At 69.5% G+C, this 17,100-nt stretch carries 15 protein-coding genes and 1 pseudogene; 7 read left to right on the plus strand and 9 right to left on the minus strand.

Going from position 1 to position 17,100, the window contains the following annotated elements; translation table 11 throughout:
- Window positions 1-4: 4 nt before the first annotated feature.
- Window positions 5-1,714 carry an ABC transporter ATP-binding protein gene (locus tag HDA45_RS31785; protein ID WP_343072201.1) on the plus strand — a complete coding sequence of 570 codons (1,710 nt, stop codon included), beginning with the start codon at window positions 5-7 and terminating at the stop codon, window positions 1,712-1,714.
- An 18-nt stretch (window positions 1,715-1,732) separates the two neighbouring features.
- On the opposite strand, the gene HDA45_RS31790 is transcribed toward HDA45_RS31785, so the two are convergent.
- Window positions 1,733-4,582: an ATP-binding protein gene (locus HDA45_RS31790; protein WP_246480850.1), complete on the minus strand. Its 2,850-nt coding sequence runs from the start codon at window positions 4,580-4,582 to the stop codon at window positions 1,733-1,735.
- A 227-nt stretch (window positions 4,583-4,809) separates the two neighbouring features.
- On the opposite strand from HDA45_RS31790, the gene HDA45_RS31795 reads away from it, so the two are divergent.
- Window positions 4,810-6,360 carry a S8 family serine peptidase gene (locus tag HDA45_RS31795; RefSeq protein ID WP_246480851.1) on the plus strand — a complete coding sequence of 517 codons (1,551 nt, stop codon included), beginning with the start codon at window positions 4,810-4,812 and terminating at the stop codon, window positions 6,358-6,360.
- A gap of 61 nt (window positions 6,361-6,421) precedes the next feature.
- Window positions 6,422-7,888: a trypsin-like serine protease gene (locus HDA45_RS31800; protein WP_184901559.1), complete on the plus strand. Its 1,467-nt coding sequence runs from the start codon at window positions 6,422-6,424 to the stop codon at window positions 7,886-7,888.
- A gap of 110 nt (window positions 7,889-7,998) precedes the next feature.
- Here the strand turns inward: HDA45_RS31800 and HDA45_RS31805 are convergent, their stop codons facing one another.
- From HDA45_RS31805 to HDA45_RS31815, 3 genes are all read right to left on the minus strand, one after another.
- Window positions 7,999-9,663, minus strand: coding sequence for an alpha/beta hydrolase family protein (locus tag HDA45_RS31805; RefSeq protein WP_184901561.1), 1,665 nt, complete (start codon window positions 9,661-9,663; stop codon window positions 7,999-8,001).
- 294 nt (window positions 9,664-9,957) lie between these two features.
- Window positions 9,958-10,761, minus strand: a complete 804-nt coding sequence (locus HDA45_RS31810) for a metallophosphoesterase family protein (RefSeq protein WP_184901563.1) — start codon at window positions 10,759-10,761, stop codon at window positions 9,958-9,960.
- A gap of 21 nt (window positions 10,762-10,782) precedes the next feature.
- Window positions 10,783-11,241, minus strand: coding sequence for a VOC family protein (locus tag HDA45_RS31815; RefSeq protein WP_184901566.1), 459 nt, complete (start codon window positions 11,239-11,241; stop codon window positions 10,783-10,785).
- A 561-nt stretch (window positions 11,242-11,802) separates the two neighbouring features.
- Here HDA45_RS31815 and HDA45_RS31820 point away from each other — a divergent pair.
- Window positions 11,803-12,312, plus strand: a complete 510-nt coding sequence (locus HDA45_RS31820) for a DUF4231 domain-containing protein (RefSeq protein ID WP_246481464.1) — start codon at window positions 11,803-11,805, stop codon at window positions 12,310-12,312.
- Here HDA45_RS31820 and HDA45_RS42520 read toward each other — a convergent pair.
- The 4 genes and pseudogenes from HDA45_RS42520 to HDA45_RS31830 all read right to left on the minus strand — a co-directional run bounded on the left by HDA45_RS42520 (window position 12,251) and on the right by HDA45_RS31830 (window position 14,082).
- Window positions 12,251-12,478 (minus strand): hypothetical protein, encoded by a 228-nt coding sequence (locus HDA45_RS42520; RefSeq protein WP_221471294.1) that lies wholly within the window; start codon window positions 12,476-12,478, stop codon window positions 12,251-12,253. The genes HDA45_RS31820 and HDA45_RS42520 overlap by 62 nt on opposite strands.
- A complete protein-coding gene (locus tag HDA45_RS43090; protein WP_221471295.1) occupies window positions 12,475-12,768 on the minus strand; it encodes a DMT family transporter in 294 nt (97 codons plus the stop codon). The genes HDA45_RS42520 and HDA45_RS43090 overlap by 4 nt, the downstream gene beginning before the upstream one ends.
- Before the next feature lie 31 nt (window positions 12,769-12,799).
- Window positions 12,800-13,081 (minus strand): annotated as a pseudogene (locus tag HDA45_RS43280) (DMT family transporter); the annotation flags it as partial.
- Window positions 13,078-14,082 (minus strand): GlxA family transcriptional regulator, encoded by a 1,005-nt coding sequence (locus HDA45_RS31830; RefSeq protein ID WP_184901568.1) that lies wholly within the window; start codon window positions 14,080-14,082, stop codon window positions 13,078-13,080. The pseudogene HDA45_RS43280 and the gene HDA45_RS31830, both read right to left, overlap by 4 nt.
- Before the next feature lie 83 nt (window positions 14,083-14,165).
- Here HDA45_RS31830 and HDA45_RS31835 point away from each other — a divergent pair, with 83 nt between their 5' ends.
- The 3 genes from HDA45_RS31835 to HDA45_RS31845 all read left to right on the plus strand — a co-directional run bounded on the left by HDA45_RS31835 (window position 14,166) and on the right by HDA45_RS31845 (window position 16,054).
- Complete coding sequence (locus tag HDA45_RS31835) at window positions 14,166-15,041, plus strand: NAD(P)-dependent oxidoreductase (RefSeq protein WP_184901570.1); 876 nt, start codon at window positions 14,166-14,168, stop codon at window positions 15,039-15,041.
- Window positions 15,038-15,565: a pyridoxamine 5'-phosphate oxidase family protein gene (locus HDA45_RS31840; protein WP_184901572.1), complete on the plus strand. Its 528-nt coding sequence runs from the start codon at window positions 15,038-15,040 to the stop codon at window positions 15,563-15,565. The genes HDA45_RS31835 and HDA45_RS31840 overlap by 4 nt, the downstream gene beginning before the upstream one ends.
- Window positions 15,566-15,634: 69 nt before the next feature.
- On the plus strand, window positions 15,635-16,054 hold the full coding sequence (locus tag HDA45_RS31845; protein ID WP_184901574.1) for a histone-like nucleoid-structuring protein Lsr2: 420 nt from the start codon (window positions 15,635-15,637) through the stop codon (window positions 16,052-16,054).
- Window positions 16,055-16,115: 61 nt separating this feature from the next.
- Here HDA45_RS31845 and HDA45_RS31850 read toward each other — a convergent pair whose 3' ends face one another.
- Window positions 16,116-17,093, minus strand: coding sequence for a helix-turn-helix transcriptional regulator (locus HDA45_RS31850; RefSeq protein WP_184901576.1), 978 nt, complete (start codon window positions 17,091-17,093; stop codon window positions 16,116-16,118).
- Window positions 17,094-17,100: the final 7 nt, after the last annotated feature.

Here is a 17,100-nt window from a genome sequence, read left to right on the forward strand (position 1 = left end):
CGACGTGATCGACTCTGCGCTGCCTGTCGCGGGCGGCAGGGAGACCGCCCGGGAGGTGTGGCGGCTCAGCCGTGGCCACCGGTGGCGGCTCGCCGCCGTCGTGGCGCTGGGAATTCTCAGCACAGCCGCCGGCCTGATCGGGCCCGTGGTGATCGGGCTCCTCGTCGACCGGGTCCAGGCGGGCACCGCCGACCGCGGCGCCGTACTGACAGTCACCGCCCTCCTGGCTGTCTCGGCCATCCTCGGAGCCGCCGGCACCGCGGCGACGACGGTGTTCGCCACCCGGGTCTACCACACCATCCTCGCCGGACTGCGCGAGCAGCTCGTCGCCCGCGCCCTGACGCTGCCGCAGTACCGCGTGGAGCGAGCAGGAACCGGGGACCTGATCTCGCGGTCCAGCGACGACGTGACCGCCGTCGCCGATGCCGCCCCGGCGGTGATCGGCGTGCTGACCACCACCGCGTTCACCATCGTCGTGTCGCTGGGCGGCCTGGCGGCGCTGGAATGGCCCTACGCCGCGGCGTTCGCCGTCGTGCTGCCCGGCTACGCACTCGCGCTGCGGTGGTATCTGCGCACCGGGCCCGAGGTGTACCGCGCGGAGCGTGCGGTGATGAGCGCCCGTGCCCAGCAGATCGTCGAGTCCCAGCGCGGCTACGCCACCGTGCTCGGCTTCGGGCTCGGCGAACGACGCCATCGTGCCGTGCTGACCGCCTCCTGGGCTGTCGCCGCGCAGGCGCTGCGGGCCCGCACCGTGCAGAGCATGCTCAACGCCCGCCTGAATCTCGGTGAGTTGCTGAGCCTGGCCGCCGTGCTCGTGGTCGGCTTCGTCCTGATCGGCCACGGAGCCTCGACCGTCGGTGGCGCGACCACGGCCATGCTGCTCGTGCTGCGCCTGCTCGGCCCGGTGAACCAGCTGATGTTCGTCATCGACACCCTCCAGTCCGCCCTCGCGTCACTGAGCCGCATGATCGGCGTCACCACCATCCCCTTCGCGGAACCGGCCCCCGAGCCGCCCACCGCCCAGGCCGTCCGGCTCCGCGAGGTCACGTTCGGCTACGGGGATGGCCCCCGCGTGCTGGACGACATCACGCTCGACATCCCCGCCAGTGAGCGCCTCGCCGTCGTCGGCGCGTCCGGGGCGGGCAAGTCCACGCTGGCCGCCGTGATCGCCGGTATCCACCCACCCGACACCGGAACCGTCGCGCGGCCGGAGCGCACCGCGGTGATCACCCAGGAGATCCACGTGTTCGCCGGAACCCTGCGTGACAACCTCACCCTCGCCGCTCCTGGCGCCACTGACGGCCAGTCGCGCGCCGCGCTCGAGGCCGTGGGCGCGACCGATCTGCTCGACGCGCTGCCGGACGGCCTCGGCACGGTGGTCGGCACTGGCGGTCATCCGCTGACCGACGCCCAAGCGCAGCAGCTCGCGCTGGCCCGCCTGCTGCTCGCCGACCCGCAACTGGCGATCCTCGACGAGGCGACCGCCGAAGCCGATTCGGCACAGTCGGGGCTGCTCGATCGTGCGGCCGACGCGGTTCTCGCCGGCCGTACCGGGCTGGTGATCGCCCACCGGCTTTCCCAGGCCGCCGCGTGCGACCGGATCGTGGTCATGGAGCACGGCCGCATCACCGAGAGCGGGACGCACTCCGAGCTGATCGCCGTCGGCGGTGTCTACGCCAGGCTGTGGTCGGCATGGCAGAACGGGTCGGGGTGATCCAGGGCGCGCGAGCCTTCAGAGCCGGACGTCGTGGCGGGAAGAAACGTTCAGTTTGCGGCGGACCTTGACCACGTACTCCTCGACCGTGCGACGGGACAGGAACAGGGCCTGGGCGATTTCCTGGTTGGTGTGGCCGCCTGCCAGGAGGCGGGCGACATCCTGTTCACGCGGGGAGAGTTCGCTGCCGTAGCCGCGCCTGCCACGGGGTGACGGGGTGGCCGCACCGGTACTGCGGGAGCGGTGGCGGCAGCGGGCGGCGTCGACCGTGGCTCCCAGGGCGTCGTAGGACCGGGTCAGGGCTTCGAGGACCTCGGCGTCGGCGAGGGTTTCGCCTTCGGCCTGTTCGGCGAGTTGAGTGGCCCGGTAGGACAGACCCAGATCCCAGTGCAGGTCGATCGCTTCCCGGTAGAGCCGGTCGGCCTCGACGCGGTCGTTCGTGGCCGCGGCCAGCCGCGCGCGGCACGCGGCCAGCCCCGCCCGGGCCAGAGGAGCGTCGACTCCTCGGAGACCACTCGCCGTTTCCGAGACGAGCAGCCGTGCGGCGTCGACGTCGCCGACCGCCAGGTGGTAGTCGACGGCCTGGGGGAGGAGGTCGCCCGACCACACCCACGCGCCCTTGCTCCGCACCATCGTCACGCCGCGTCGCACGTGTTCCTCCGCCTCGGCGACCTTGCCCCGGCTGAGGAGCATGCCCGCCATCCCGCCCGCCGCCGAGATGCCCACCGGGAAGACCTGCGCCGCCGGGTACGGACCCGTCGTCGCCTGGAAGGCTTCCTCCGCTCGCCCCCACTCGCCCCGTGCCGCCGCCAACCAGCCTCGCGTGAGATGCAGGTCCGTGGTCAGCAGCAGGTCCGCATAGGTCTCGATCAGATTGTCGAGGCGCTGCCCCAAATCCGACCATCGCCCGCTGAGCCAGTCGAGCCGGGCCGCTGTGGCCTCGGCGGTGCCGACGACGTACGAGGAGCCGACCCGCTTGGCCAAGACGATCCCGTCGCGCAGGAACTCCCAGGCCTTGGCGTAGTGCCCGATCCACGAGCACGCGTCCGCCAGGTTGCAGTGGGCCCTGGCCAGGTGATGGAGCTCCTCGGGGTCGCGCACGTCCGAGGGGGACGGTAGCCGGGCGATGCGCTCCCAGGTGCTCGGGTCGCCGACGATCAGCCGCCCGCCGAGCGTCGTGGCCAGCAGCGCGGTGCGCAGTTCCCGGGTGGGCAGGTGGTCGACGATCCCCTCGACCCGGTCGAGCGACCTCTGGTGCTCGGCGATGGACGCGGATCCCAGATAGGGCCCGGCCATCGCCGCCATCCCGCGTACGGTGCGTTCCGGCTGGTCACCGAGCAGGCCGAGGGCGAGGGTGATCTCCTCGGCGCCGCGGTCGAGAGACCCGGTCTCCCGTTGCAGCAGCAGTCCGAACCACAGATGAACCTGGGCCCGGACGTCCGGGGCCAGGCGCGGGTCCGACAGCAGGTTTTCGACCCTCGCGGTCATCACCCCGCCGGGCAGTCCGGTCAGGGCGTGGTCACAGAGTTTGGTCGCCAGCCGGTTCGCGACCTCGGGACTGGTCTCCGCATCGCTCAACACCTCGACCAGCAGGTCGACCGCGGTGGACACGTCGTTCGCGTCCTCCGCGACCTTGGCGGCGAGTTCGCTGTAGCGCAACCACTCGGCTTTCATGCCCGCCGCTTTGGCGTGCGCGCACAGGCTGGCGACAGGGGTGTGGTCCAGCGCGGACAGCGCGGCGAAAGCGCGTTCGTGCAGTTCTCGCCGCCGCGGCCCCGGCAGCGACGCGTACACCGCGCGCCGGGCGATGTTGTGGCGGAAACCGTATCTGTTGACCGTTTCCTCCACGAGCACACCGGACTCCACCGACGCGATCAGGTGCGCCACTTCCGCCTCTCCCGCCACGGTGTTCAGCACCTCGGGCGTCTCCGGGACGCCCAGCACCGAAGCGGCCTCGGTGAGGATTCGTGCGGCGTCGGGCAAGGTCGCCAGCCGTTCCTCGATCGTGTCCGCCACCGAGGCCGGCACGTCGACCCCGGCGAGGACTCGCCGGGCCGAGTCACCTTCGGCGCGCACGTCCCGCATCGGATCACGCAGCGCCCGCACCGTTTCCTCGACCACGAACGGGATCCCCGCCGTTTCACGCAGGACGGCCTCGGCGAACCGACGCGACGTCACGGCGGCCCCCACGAGGGCGTCGATCATCGCGCGCACGTCCGCCACACCGAAGGGCCGCAGGACGAGATCGACCCCGGTCACTCCGTGCGGGACGTGGAAGGCGTGGCCGAGTGGTGCCACCGACGGCAGATCCTCGCGGCGGTAGGTGGCCACGATCGACAGGTCCGGCGGCGGGTTCGCCAGCACGAAACGCAACACCCGGCGGGTCTTTTCGTCCGCCCACTGCAGATCCTCGAGTACGAGCACGGCCGGTCCCAGCGCACGGAGGAGATCCCGCACGGCGCGGAACACCCGGTGCCGTTCGGCGTGCGGGTCGCCGAGGGGGCGCGGCGCCGGTGGCAGGCGGTCGGCGAGTTCGGGCAGATGGTCCCGGAGCGCACCGGTCGCCGGGCCGGGCTCGCGCAGCAGGTCGCCGCACTGGCTGAGGCAGTCGAGGAGCACTCCGTACGGGAACGGTTCGGGCAGCGGCTGACACGAACCCGTGATCACGCGCGGGAAGCCGTCGCGGGCGGCCGCGGCGGCGAACTCGGTGACCAGCCTGGACTTGCCCACTCCGGCCTGGCCTGCCACGAAAACAGCCGACGGCGGGTGCCGTACCGCGTCGAGCAGGGCGGCGAGTTCCGCGTCCCGGCCGATCATCGGCGGCGAGCGGAACCGGCCGGAAAGGGGATCCGCGCAACCGTCGGCCATGTTCGCTCCTGTCGGTGATCCGTCCGCAGAGGAATGCCCGACATGGTAGGTCGGCGGGCACCGGCGCCATAACCCCGCGAACTACGGCACTTGCGTCCACACGGGATCAGGTACCGGTACGGGTCGCGACCACACTTGTTCCCCTCTCCGCCACGCCGAAAAGTGATTTCCCGAGCGGCTCGACGTCACAACCCCTGCGGCCGCTCGAACGTGCGATGGAGGAATCGATGCAACAGCGCAGAACGAGATGGATGGCGAACCTGTTCACCGTCGCGGTCGCCGCCGCGGCGATGGCGACGACCGTGGGCGTGGCCGGGGCGCAACCGGCGGAAGCGGCTGTCGTCCAGGCCGATCGGCCCTACTCCGGCCAGTACATCGTGGTGCTCGAAGGCGACGCCCGTGCCGCGGCCGACGGTCACGCCGCGACGCTCACCCGGCGCTATGGCGGTGAGGTGACCGGCACGTACTCGGTCACACTGAACGGATTCTCGGTCCGAAACCTTTCCGAGCGGCAGGCGCGGCGGCTGGCCGCCGACCCATCGGTCAAGGCAGTGCACCAGGACGGCACGACCAGGGCGGCGGGCGAACAACCGAGTCCGCCGTCATGGGGCCTGGACCAGATCGACCAGCGAACCGCGACCCTGGACAAGAAGTACACCTTCCCGAACTCGGGCGACGGGGTGACCGCCTACGTCATCGACTCCGGGGTGCAGGCCCAGCACCCCGAGTTCGAGGGCAGGGCGAGCCACGGCTACGACTTCCTCGACAACGACACGGACGCCAGTGACTGCTACTGGCACGGCTCGCACGTGGCGGGGACGATCGCGGGCAAAACCGTCGGTGTGGCGAAGAAGGCCAAGGTCGTGGCCGTGCGCTCGCTGGACTGCAAAGGCTCCGGACCGGACTCGGCCACGGTCAGCGCCATGGAATGGGTGGCCAAGAACGCCGTCAAACCCGCGGTGGTGAACCTGAGCCTGGGCATGGACGTGCTCGGCGTCGGCGACGAACAGGTCAAGGCCCTGGTGGCCAAGGGAATCGTCGTGGCGGTCTCCGCGGGCAACGACGGCAAGGACGCGTGCGCCGTCAGCCCGGCCCGCGTCCCGGAGGCGCTCACCGTCGGCTGGTTCAACAAGGACCGTACCCGCGGTGGGAACTACGGCCGCTGCGTCGACCTTTTCGCGCCAGGCGGCAACATCTACTCCAGTGACAACACCGGAAAGTTCCGCACCGGGAGCGGTACGTCCATGGCCTCCCCGCACGTCGCGGGCGCGGCCGCGCTGTATCTCGCCGCGAACCCCGGCGCGAGCCCGCAGCAGGTCGGCGACGCGCTGGTACGCAGCGCCACCCCGGACCTGATCACCAACCCCGGCACGGACTCGCCGAACAAGCTGCTCTACGTCGGTGACCTGGGTGGCGGCACGCCGTCCAGGTGCGGGATCAAGAGCAACGACCAGGACGTGGCCATCCCCGACGCGGACGCGGCGGTGGGCACCTCCGTGAGCCAGGATTCCTGCGACGGCAAGGCATCGGCCACGCTGGCGGTGCGAGTGGACATCGACCACGCCTACACCGGGGATCTCGCCATCGACCTGATCGGGCCGAGCGGCACGTCCTATCCGCTCAAACGCGCGGGCGGCGTCGGCGAATCCGGCGGCGTGCACCAGAGCTTCACCGTCGACGCCTCACACGAGGACGCGAACGGCACATGGCGGCTCTCGGTTCGCGACACCTACCGATTCGACGTGGGCACGCTCACGGGCTGGTCGATCACGTTCTGACCACAGTGGACGGACAGCGCCGTCCGCTCTTCCGCATGTCTTTGCCCTTGAAGGAGAAACGATGAGAACAGCACGCTTCGCCGTAGCGCTCACTCTCGCCTTGGCCGCGGCGACCTCGCCAGTCATGAGCACCGCCATCGCCGCTCCCGCCGACGAGATCAGCGTCGCGGCGACCCCGACTGATCAGCTCCGTGCGGCGGAAATGGGGACCCGGATCGTCAACGGTGAACGCACCACGGTCAAGGAAAACCCTTCCGTCATCGCGGGTATGCGGGTCGGGGGCGGAGGTCCGCAGGGACAGTCCTGCACCGCTTCCGTGGTCGGCAAACGCAAGATCCTGACCGCGGCGCACTGCATGGTCGACACCACCGGTGCCAAGAGCTACATCTACGGCGACGACGACCTGAACACCCCGGGCGACGAGACGTTCCGCACGGCCGTCGCCTCGTTCAAGGCCCACCCCCAGTACACCGGCTCCGGCGGCTGGCGCACGGGCCACGACGTCGCGGTGGTCACCACCGTCGACGACCTCCCGGTGCCGGAAAGCCAGTGGGCCAAGGTGGCGGGCTCGGGAGACAGCGCACTCACCAAGCCGGGCAAGTCCGGCATCTCCCTCGGCTACGGCAAGACGTCGTCGAGCGGCGGCTCCGGCGAACTCCGCAAGACCACCATGCCGGTCAACGACCCCGCCGGTTGCCAGGTCTTCGACATCCGGGTCAACGGTGACCTGATGGTGTGCACGGGCTACAACGACGGGCGCACCGCCGACTGCTCGGGTGACAGCGGCGGTCCGTTCATCGTGGACGGCGTGATCGTCGGTGTCTCGTCGTGGGGCTCCAGCGCCTGCGACCGCTACAGCATCATGGCGCGCCTGACCAACACGATGGGCGACTGGGCGCGCGGTGAGATCGGCGGAACCCAGCCCGGCGACGGGAAGTTCGGCGTTTCCCTCAGCCCGGCGGCGGGCAAGGCCGAGCCCGGCAAGCACGTCTCCACCAGCGTCACCACCACGGCGGGCGACCAGGGCCCGGAAAAGCTGGAGCTGAGCGCGGCGTCCCTGCCCGCCGGAACGACCGCCACCTTCCAGCCCTCAGCGACCGTCGACTCCGGGCAGGTCGCCAAACTGACCCTGCAGACCTCGGCGAGCACCCAGGCGGGAACCTACAAGGTCACCGTCACCGCCAAGGGCGCTTCCGGAGCCAAGACCGCCGAGTTCACGCTCACGGTCGGCGACGGCGGCACCGGCGACGGCCCGAAACCGTCCACCTCGCCGAACTCCGGCACCGTCCCGCCCGGCGGCTACGCCAACGCGACGATCACCGTCACCGGCGGCACGGGTCCCATCCGGCTCAGCGGCGCCGGCCTGTCCTACGCACCGACGTTCACGCCGCAGACCGTCAACCCCGGCGGCACTTCGCGAATGACGCTCATGGGCCCGTACCAGCGTGGTACGTACAAGGTGACCGTCACCGCGACGGACAGCACCGGCAAGGCCGGAACCACGGAGTACACCCTCACGGTCCGATGACCGGCGGATCAGCGGGTTCCTGATCCGAAGCCCCGCCAAACGTGGAGCCCGTGACCGCTCGAGCGGCCACGGGCTCCACGGAGCTGTCGAGGGCGGCCAGCGAGCCGGCGTCAGATCATGCAGCCTCCACTGGCTGGATTGGTCTCGAGGGTGGCCGCGATGCGTTCCTTGACCCACTTGATCTGGGTGGGGTCGGTCCAGTAGTCGCTGTGTCCGAGGACTTCGGGTCGGTCGTCGAGTTCGGTGTTGCGTGCTGACGACACCGCGGTCGCTATCGGATCGGTCTGACGCCAGAAGTTTGTCCACTGTGGGCTTTTCGTCTTGACGGTGGTGAAGAACTCGTTGCTGAAATGGCCGGGAAAGTAGGTGGCGTAGAGCGATTTCAGCGGCGATCCGCAGGTGACGAGGTCGATGGTGCCCTGAGGGTAGAGCTTGGTCCACCACGCGCACACGATCGAGCCTTGGCTGTGGCCGACGAGGACGACGTGGTGACCCGTTCCGACCGCGCGGGTGATGGCATCGAGCGCGTCTTGTCTGTAGGACCCGCCCGCGAGGGGGTGGCCGTGTACCGGCCAGAAGCCCGCGATGTCGGCTGATTTGCCCATGACCATGCGCATTGCGGGCAATCGGTGCCGGAGGATGATCAGGAGCGCCATCGCCGCTGTCAGCGTGTTGACGAAGATGATCACCCAATGTCGTGAGCCGCCGGTGAGCAGGGGTTCGGCGGAGAGCACCAGGAGGGCGGCGCCCGCGGCCATCAAGATCGTCGCGACGATGAGGACCCCGGCCAGCAGCTCGGGTGCCTTCTCGACTCGATTGTGCAGGTGTTCGGCTCGTTCGCGCTTGTCCCGAGGGAATCGGAGGCCCAGCTTCGAGACGGCGGCGATCAGGAAGGCGATGAGCGCGACGAGACTGAATACGGCGACGAAGTCGAGCCGGGAAGACACTATTTCGGCCCGGTCGAAGTAGGCCATCAACGATCGTTCCTCGGCCTGCAGTGTCGGAGCGTCCCCCGCCGGGAGCGGCGAGAGCCAGGTCGCGATCCAGTCGAGGCTCATGCGCAGCATGGAGCTGACGGAGTGCATGGCGACCATCGCGATGTCGAGGAGCAGGGCTGCGGCCGCCATGTAGGCGCGGCCTTTCCTGCTTGTGATCAGCACAGCTGCGATCAGCATGGTGACCACGGTCGTCGTCAGGACCACCGCGGTCATCGCGTCGAACCGGCCGGCGCGCGACAGCCAGCCGGTGTACTGGAACTGCGCGGGTTGAAAGATTCCCACGAAGACGCCGAAGCCTGCGAGCGCAACGACGTTGAGCCATCTCGATCGTATCTTTTCGGTGGGGCGGCGCCTGATGATCGTGACCGCCAATCCCAGTGGGATGAGAACGGAAATCAGCTGGGATATCAGCCGGTCGTCGCCTGGAAGGGGGACGACCTTGAGGATCGTTTCGGCGAACACGATCAGCCAGGCCGCGGCGGAAATCGTGAGCAGGATGCCGACCGTCGACACGGCGAAGCGCAGCCGTCTCTCACCGCGTCCCATTTCGCCCACGGTGTTGACCAGTGTGAACGGGAACGCGAAATACCACAGCAAACCCTTGGAGAGTCCGCGGGACGTCCGTGACCAGTTCACCAACTTGAGTGGGTGGCCGACCGGTTTCGGGGCCTTCGCCACCTCCGAGCGACCGAACCGCGGCTCGATTTCCGGTCGTCCCAGGGCGCTGTAGTAGTCATGGTCGCCGATTCCGTGCACTCGGATCTCGAACGCGTCCATATCCGCCTCCGTGGTGTGCCGTGTTAGCCACGTCGCGATCCGGCCAGGAGGTTGTTACGTTCGCATCCGAATCGTGATCGGCCGGAGCTCGGTGGGCCCGCGCCCGTGTCCGCGGATATCGTGCGCCAGAGCGGAAAAGAACTGGCCGGGGCACGTAATTCGACTGGCTTCAGGGGAGCTGGAGTGGTACGGCGAGGAGTTCGACCTCATTCAGGCGGACGGTGAAAAGCGGAACGGATCCAAGGAGAAATCTTAGGGGATCGAAAAGCGTGAATGGTGTCAGGACATAGTTCTCTAGCGCAGGCTCGGTGTCGTGACTTGTGAGTCTTCGAGGACCAGCGGTTGCCACTCGGCGGCGCCGTTGCGGCCGTGCCCCGGGTCGATACCGGTGAACACGCGTCCTCCCACTCGCACGCGAACGTGGCGAGCGTGCCAATCGACCGCCGCGCGTTGCCGGACCCGTCCGGCGCACCGCCAGGTTCGGTCGGCGAACCGCACGACCGTGGAGTGCCCGTGGACCTGGCCGAAGGGGACGACACCGCGATAGCCCATCCAGGGTTCGTGCAGCGCCGCGCCCGATTCGGCCCACAGTGGACCCGCGCCGCCGTCGCGGCCGTGTGCGCCGACTTCCCAGATCAACTCCGGACGCTCGTTGAGCAGGCCCGCGGCCTCGGTCGCCGACATCGGTTCTCCCAGCCGCTGCCAGCAGGCGAGCGTCAAACCCGCGTGGGTGACCAGGAGTTCGTCGCCCTCGGCGGTACGGACGGCCTCGGCCACACGTAACCGCCCATCGGCCCACCACTCCCGTAGCCGAGCCACGTCGCCCTCCCCGAGCGGCTCGCGCCAGAAGACGGCCCTGCCGGGTAGATACTGCGCCTCATGGTTCCCGGCGAGCTGGATCCATCGCCGCACGTCCAGCAAGTTCGCCACGATGTCGAGCACACCCGGGCTGTCCGGGCCGCGATCGACGAGATCGCCCACCTGGATCACGGTGAGATCCGGCGGAAGTCCTCGTTCGGTGGCGCCGAGCCAGGCCAAGGCCCGGCGCAGCTGGTCCGGATGCCCGCCGACATCGCCGATGATGGCGACTCTTCCCATGACCACCCCCGAAGACAGCCTTCAGGAACCAGCGTACGGACTCTCGCGCCGGAGGGTCTCGCTTCGCTCTGACGTGACGTTGAACATCCAGCTGATCCCGAATCGGTCCACCAGCGAACCCGCTTGGTCGCCCCACACCTGTTTCTCCAGAGGCAGCGTCACCTCGCCGCCGACGGACAGCTTCTCGAAGTATTCGCGGAGTTCGTCATCGTCTCCACCGAGGAAGACCGCGACGTTGTTGCCCGGCCGGTGAGCCGGATGGCCCGGCCGATCCTCCGGAAAGTCCCACGCCATCAGTGTGTACCCGGCGGCGGTGTCCAGCCGGGAGTGCATGACCTTGTCGCCGTCGGCCGAGTCCGGTGAGCCGAAGTCCGCGACCGTCCCCACCTCGAGATCGCCACCGAACACCTCCTGATAGAACTCCATCGCCTGTCGCGCGTTGCCGTCGAACACGATGCAGGGGTTGGCCTGAGATCCCATCCGCACACTCCTCGCCAGTGACCGTCGGCTTGCCCGACGGTCGCGAGGTCACCTTCCCAACGGAAATACGACACCCTCTGTCGTGATTGGTGGGGTTATCGACGGAACCGAGCCGTCCGCCGGAGTGGGCGAGGACCGCTCGGTCTTCCAACTCCACCGCGATGGGACAGACCATCTCCCGATCGACGCCGTCGAGGAGGCCGAGCATCGCCGGTGCCCGCGCCGATCAGGGAGACGACCCTTTCCTCGAACTCGTCCTCGCTGGTGACGCCGATCCCGATCGCCTCGAAGTGGCTGGACACGATCACTGCCCTGCTCCATCGTCCACTGGAGACTAATGGCCGGGCCGCGACGAGGTGTTCTCGTGTCCTGAAGGCCTCCTTTGAGACGATCAGCGTCTCAAAGGAGGCCTTCAGGACAGCGGGGTCGGGCACGTGCCCGGGCCACGTCACGACAAGGACTCGTTCCGCGGAAGGCCGAACGAACACGAGGGCTCGCCGCGATATACCGGACATGGTGTCCCAACCCGTGGAGAAGCCTTCCACCGCCGCTCCTCACTGGATGCTCACCTCCCAGCGCGACGGTGCCTCACTACCGGTCACGGTCATCGCCAAGTGGCGGTGGTACCAGGCCGGTAGTGCCAGACATCGTCGGCGCTACGCCGCGACCGAACTCGTGGCCATCTGCTGCGCGGCCGCGATCCCGGTCCTCGCCGCGACTCCCTTGCCGTCGCTCGTGATCGCGGCACTCGGCGCGGTCGTGCTCGTCTCGACGGGAGTGCGGACCACTTTCAGTCTTCACGAGAACTGGGGTCGAACAAAGTCAGGTTCGCTATGCCATCGAACGCGAAGCGGCGCTGTATCTGGTGAAGTCTCCGCCCTACGGAAACGACGATGCCGGTCACACGCTGGTCAAGACGGTCGAGGAGATCGCTGGGGAAGCCGGGCAGCGCTGGGCGACGAGAAGGCTGACCGCGGCCGCTCCTCCGCCTGGGCCGCCCTCTTGAGGGTCAACGCCCATCCGCTCGCCGGAAACGCGGGTGCGCCGCCAGCGCCAGCGCGAGGAACGTGATCGCGACACCGGTGAACGTGGCGAGCGAGGGCCGAGGGCCGGGTGTCAGCGCGTCCAGCACGACGGCGCCGAGCAGCTGTCCCGCCACCGTGGCCAGCCCGAAGACCAGCACGCCGATGCGCCGGACGGCGATCGTCGCCACCGCGATGATGCCGACGCCGATCACCCCGGCCAGGTAGAGCAGCGGCTCCGACGGCAGGCGTCCGGGCGGGGGCCGCGAAACGCGACGCGGATGGCCAGAGCGACGGCGAGCGAGACGGCCGCGACGGAGAAGTTGACCAGAGTGGGTGGCCACGGCGAATCGGCGACCGCTCCGACCCGTCCGTTCAACGCCGACTGGATCGCGATCGCGACACCGGCGAGCACGGGTAGCGCCACCAGTACCAGGGTTCCGGGAGTGTCCCAGGCATCGTGCCCGGCGATCGCGACCGCCGCCACGCAGGCCGCGGCACCCACCGCCCGCGCCGCGGTGACCGGCCACGACCACCGCGCCGCAGACGCCGCCCGTGAGGTGGCGCCGTCGCAGCTCGCCGGTGCGCACCGCCGTGCGGATCAGACCGAGCCCGCGTCGTCCGGCCGGCAGCAGCGGAACGAGCACCAGCAGGAGGAAGAGGCTGACCGACGTCGACGTCAGCGTCGTCGCGAACCCGTCTCCCACCCGCGAACCGAGCTCGCCGTTCAACCGGGCCTGAACCGCCAACCCGGCACCGGCGGACACCGCTCCCGCCAACGGGACGGCGCTCCGCGTCCGTTCCGCTGCGGCGATCACCCGGCGGCGGCGGTCATTTGGGGCTGTCGCGGGAAAGCGTTCCGGTAGGCGCCCGGCGAGACGCCGACCTGTTTGAGGAAGTGGTGGCGCAGGTTGTTCGCGGTGCCGAGACCGCTGAGTTCCGCGATCCTCTCCACCGGGAAGTCCGTCGATTCCAGCAGGCTCTGCGCTTGCGAAAGTCGTTGCGCGAGCAGCCATTGGAGCGGTGTCGTGCCGGTGGCCTGTTGCAGACGCCGGTAGAAGGTCCGGCGGCTCATCATGGCGCGCCGCGCGAGATCTTCGATCGTCAGCGGCTTGTCGAGGTTCGCCCTCGCCCAGTCGAGCACCGGCGCGAGTCCTTGATCGTCGGTGGCGGGGACGGACAGGTCGATGAACTGCGCCTGCCCGCCGGGCCGGTGCGCGGGGACGACCATCCGGCGGGCCAGCTGGTTGGCCACGTGCGCCCCGAGATCGCGGCGGACCAGATGCAGGCACAGGTCCAGACCGGCGGTCATCCCGGCGCTGGTGAGCACGTCGCCGTCGTCCACGTAGAGCACGGAGTCGTCGACCTCGACGTCGGGAAAGCGTTCGGCCAGCTGGGCGGTGTGCATCCAGTGTGAGGTGGCGCGGCGGCCGTCGAGCAGCCCGGCCTCGGCGAGCGCGAAGGCGCCGGAGCACAGGGACACCATCCGGGCGCCCGCGTCGTGGGCGCGGCGCAGCGCGGAGATCAGCTCGGGTGAGACCGGCGCGCCGTCGCTGAGTACGTCGTCCGGCACTGACGACACGATGACCGTCTCGGCGCCGACGATGTCCTCGAGCCGGTACGGGGTGCGCAGCGCGAAGCCCGGGGCGGCTTCCCGGGCCCGGTCTCCGGTTCCGCACAGCCGCAGGTCGTACCAGGGATCGGCCAGATCGGGCTGCGGCATCCCGAAAACGGTGGCGGGGATGCTCACCTCGTACAGATCCCAGAAGGCGATCCCGATCTCCTCGGGGACGACCAGGGCGACCGAACCAGCGCTCATGCCCCCATCCTATGGCACGAATTTGGTGCTCCCGGTCATCTGTGTCACTGGCAGCCGGAAGCAGGGGTCGCGAGGCTGGAGTCATGAGCACAACACCCGAACACGTCACCGTCATCGGCCTCGGCAATCTGGGCCGTGCGCTGGCCGAGACCTTCCTTCGCCACGGCCATCCCACGACGGTCTGGAACCGCGACGCGAACAAGGCGGACGCGCTCGTCGCGGCCGGGGCGAAGGCGGCGGCCACGGCCGAGGAGGCGATCGCGGCCGGGGATCTTGTGATCGTCGCGCTGCTGGATTCCACTGTCGCCCGGCGGGTCCTGGCCGGTGCGGCCGGCGCCGTCGCCGGGCGGGCGCTGGTCAACGTCACCTCCGGCGGGCCGGAGGACGCGCGGGAACTGGCCGCCTGGGCGGACGAGCACGGGGCGCGGTATCTGCACGGAGCCGTTTACGCGGTACCGCAAACGATCGGCACCGCCGGGTCTTCGATCAGCTACAGCGGTGAGGAAACCGTCCACCGGCGTTGGCAGCCGCTGCTGGATTTGCTGGGGCGAGGCACTTTCCTCGGGAGGGACGCCGGTCTCGCCTCGGGCTACGACGTCGCGATCCTCGCCGGGATGTACGGCATGATCGGCGGTTTCCTGCACGCCACGGCGATGGCCGCGGCCGCGGGCGTCCGCGCCACCGAACTGACGCCGATGTTGTTGTCGTGGCTGACGGATTCGTTCCCGGCGCTGTCCACCTTCGCCGAGGAGATCGACAGCGGCGGGTTCAGCGGCGGCGAGTCGAGTCTGGCCATGAACCAGGCGGGGCTGGCCACGATCATCCGCGCCAGCCGGGAGCTGGGCGTTCCGGTGGGCACGCTGGCCCCGGTCAAGGACCTGATCGACCGGCAGATCGACGACGGGCACGGCGCGGCCAGCCTTTCCCGCGCCGTCGAGTCCTTCCGGAGCGCGGCATGAGCATGACGACCCGCGACTTCGGCGAGCTGGAAACCGAGTTCGACACCTACGTCGGAGCCATCAACTACGCCACGATGGTGACGGTCGACGCGGAGAACCGCCCGCGGACCCGCGTCCTCATCCCGGTGTGGGAGAAGGTCGACGGACAGCCGCTCGGCTGGCTGGCCACCTACCGGACCCCGGTCAAGGCGGCCCACCTCGCGCGTAACCCGCACACCAATTTCTCTTACTGGGCACCGGGGAACAACTCGGTGGCCGTCGACGCGACCGCCGTCTGGGACAACGAACTCCCGGTCAAGGAACACGTGTGGGAGCTGTATCGCCGGACGAGCCCGCGCGGCGCCGGTTATCCGCTCGGCAACTTCTGGACGGATCCGTCCGATCCGAAGCTGCACGTGCTGCGCCTGACACCGTGGCGCGTCCAGGTGATCCGCGGCGCGGACCTGCGCAGCCGGATCTGGCGAGCGGACCGTGGTGAGTCACGTCTCGTGACGACGGCGGGTGTCAGCCCGCCGATCCCGTGAAGGCCGGTTACGCTCGCCAGCGATCGCTCATGCGGATGATCTGCCGCGTGACCTGGTGAAAGGCTCTTCATGGCTCAGAAAGTCGTCGTCCAGATCGTGGACGACCTGGATGGTGGGACCGCGACACAGACCGTTCCCTTCGCGCTCGACGGTGTCTCGTACGAGATCGACCTGTCGGACTCGAACGCCGAGGCGTTGCGTGAGGAACTCGCGCAGTACGTCGAAGCGGGCAAACGCGTCGGCGGGCGCCGGGTCAAGGTCGCGGCCGGGCAGACCACGGTGGCGGGTGCCGTGGACGGTGCGAAGAAGCCTGTCGACCGCGAGCGCAACCAGGCCGTGCGGGCCTGGGCAGGGGAGAACGGGTACTCGATCGCCGAGCGCGGCCGGATCCCGAACGAGATCTACGAGGCTTTCGACGCCGCCGAGCCGGAGGCCGTCGAAGACGCTCCGGCCAAGCCCGCGCGCAAGCGTTCGCCCCGGAAGAAGTAGGTCGCCGGTCCGTTCGTGGTGGTCGCACGACGCGAGCACCACGAACGGACTGCTCCCCGCCTCAGGAAGGCGCTCCGTAGCTGGTGGTGATCGCGGTGGCGCGGTCGCGCAGAGAATCACGCAACCACTGCGGGGTAAGGGCTTCCGCGTTCGTGGCGAGCTGCCACAACGCCCATTCGGCGTGTCGCGCGTCCTGGAAGGTCACTTCCAGCCGCAGCCAGCCGTCCGCTTCGGTCTCCTCGGAGAGGACGGCCAGCGCGGTGCCCGCCAGTTCCTCCCGCCGTCCCGGATTCATCCGCAGCAGCACGACGACCTGGTCTTCGCCGCCGGTCCGGAACCGCGTGCCGCGTTCCTGCCAGGCCCGGTCCAGATCGACCAGATCCGGTCGTTGCGCCGGTTCGGGGAGTTCCTCGGCGGCCCGCAACCGGGACAGCCGGTAGGTGCGGTCCTCACCGGACCTCGTGGCCAGCAGGTATCCCTGCTCGCGAACGGTGACCAGGCCGATCGGGTCCACCGTGCGCCATCGGGCGGGCCCGCCCGCCGCCGCGTAGTGGATCCGCAGCTTGTTCCCGGAGAACACCGCGCGCCGGACCTCGGCCACGATGCCGTCGGGAACCTCCTCGCCCGCCACACGGCGCGAGAGCAGATCGGTCTCCGGGTCGACGAGCAGGCGCCGGGCCGCGCCCGCCGCGGTGTCCCGCTGACCTTCGGGCAGCGCGTCGACCACCTTGAGCATGGCGGAAGCGAGTGCCGAGCCGAGGCCGAACATCTGCGCGCCGCGCCGCGATCCGGCGACCAGCAGCGCGAGCGCCTCGTCGTGGTTCAGCCCGGTGAGCTCGGTCTGGAAACCGGGCAGCAGCGCGAAACCGCCGTGCCTGCCGCGTTCGGCGTAGACCGGGACCCCGGCCGCGGAGAGCGCCTCGATGTCGCGAAGGACGGTGCGGGTGGACACTTCCAGCTCGCGGGCCAGCGAGGACGCGGACAACCGGCCGCGGTGGCGCAGCAGCAACACCAGCGAGACCAACCGGTCGGCGCGCATGCGAAAA

Origin of the sequence: Amycolatopsis umgeniensis, from assembly GCF_014205155.1 — a bacterium.
GTDB lineage: Bacteria > Actinomycetota > Actinomycetes > Mycobacteriales > Pseudonocardiaceae > Amycolatopsis > Amycolatopsis umgeniensis.

Coding starts and splice junctions, on each gene's coding strand:
- HDA45_RS31790 (WP_246480850.1), bottom strand. CDS start 4,582: ATGGCCGACGGTTGCGCGGATCCCCTTTCCGGCCGGTTCCGCTCGCCG.
- HDA45_RS31810 (WP_184901563.1), bottom strand. CDS start 10,761: ATGGGAAGAGTCGCCATCATCGGCGATGTCGGCGGGCATCCGGACCAG.
- HDA45_RS31820 (WP_246481464.1), top strand. CDS start 11,803: ATGCTCACCTCCCAGCGCGACGGTGCCTCACTACCGGTCACGGTCATC.
- HDA45_RS31815 (WP_184901566.1), bottom strand. CDS start 11,241: ATGGGATCTCAGGCCAACCCCTGCATCGTGTTCGACGGCAACGCGCGA.
- HDA45_RS31845 (WP_184901574.1), top strand. CDS start 15,635: ATGGCTCAGAAAGTCGTCGTCCAGATCGTGGACGACCTGGATGGTGGG.
- HDA45_RS31830 (WP_184901568.1), bottom strand. CDS start 14,082: ATGAGCGCTGGTTCGGTCGCCCTGGTCGTCCCCGAGGAGATCGGGATC.
- HDA45_RS31850 (WP_184901576.1), bottom strand. CDS start 17,093: ATGCGCGCCGACCGGTTGGTCTCGCTGGTGTTGCTGCTGCGCCACCGC.
- HDA45_RS31840 (WP_184901572.1), top strand. CDS start 15,038: ATGAGCATGACGACCCGCGACTTCGGCGAGCTGGAAACCGAGTTCGAC.
- HDA45_RS31795 (WP_246480851.1), top strand. CDS start 4,810: ATGCAACAGCGCAGAACGAGATGGATGGCGAACCTGTTCACCGTCGCG.
- HDA45_RS31800 (WP_184901559.1), top strand. CDS start 6,422: ATGAGAACAGCACGCTTCGCCGTAGCGCTCACTCTCGCCTTGGCCGCG.
- HDA45_RS31805 (WP_184901561.1), bottom strand. CDS start 9,663: ATGGACGCGTTCGAGATCCGAGTGCACGGAATCGGCGACCATGACTAC.
- HDA45_RS31835 (WP_184901570.1), top strand. CDS start 14,166: ATGAGCACAACACCCGAACACGTCACCGTCATCGGCCTCGGCAATCTG.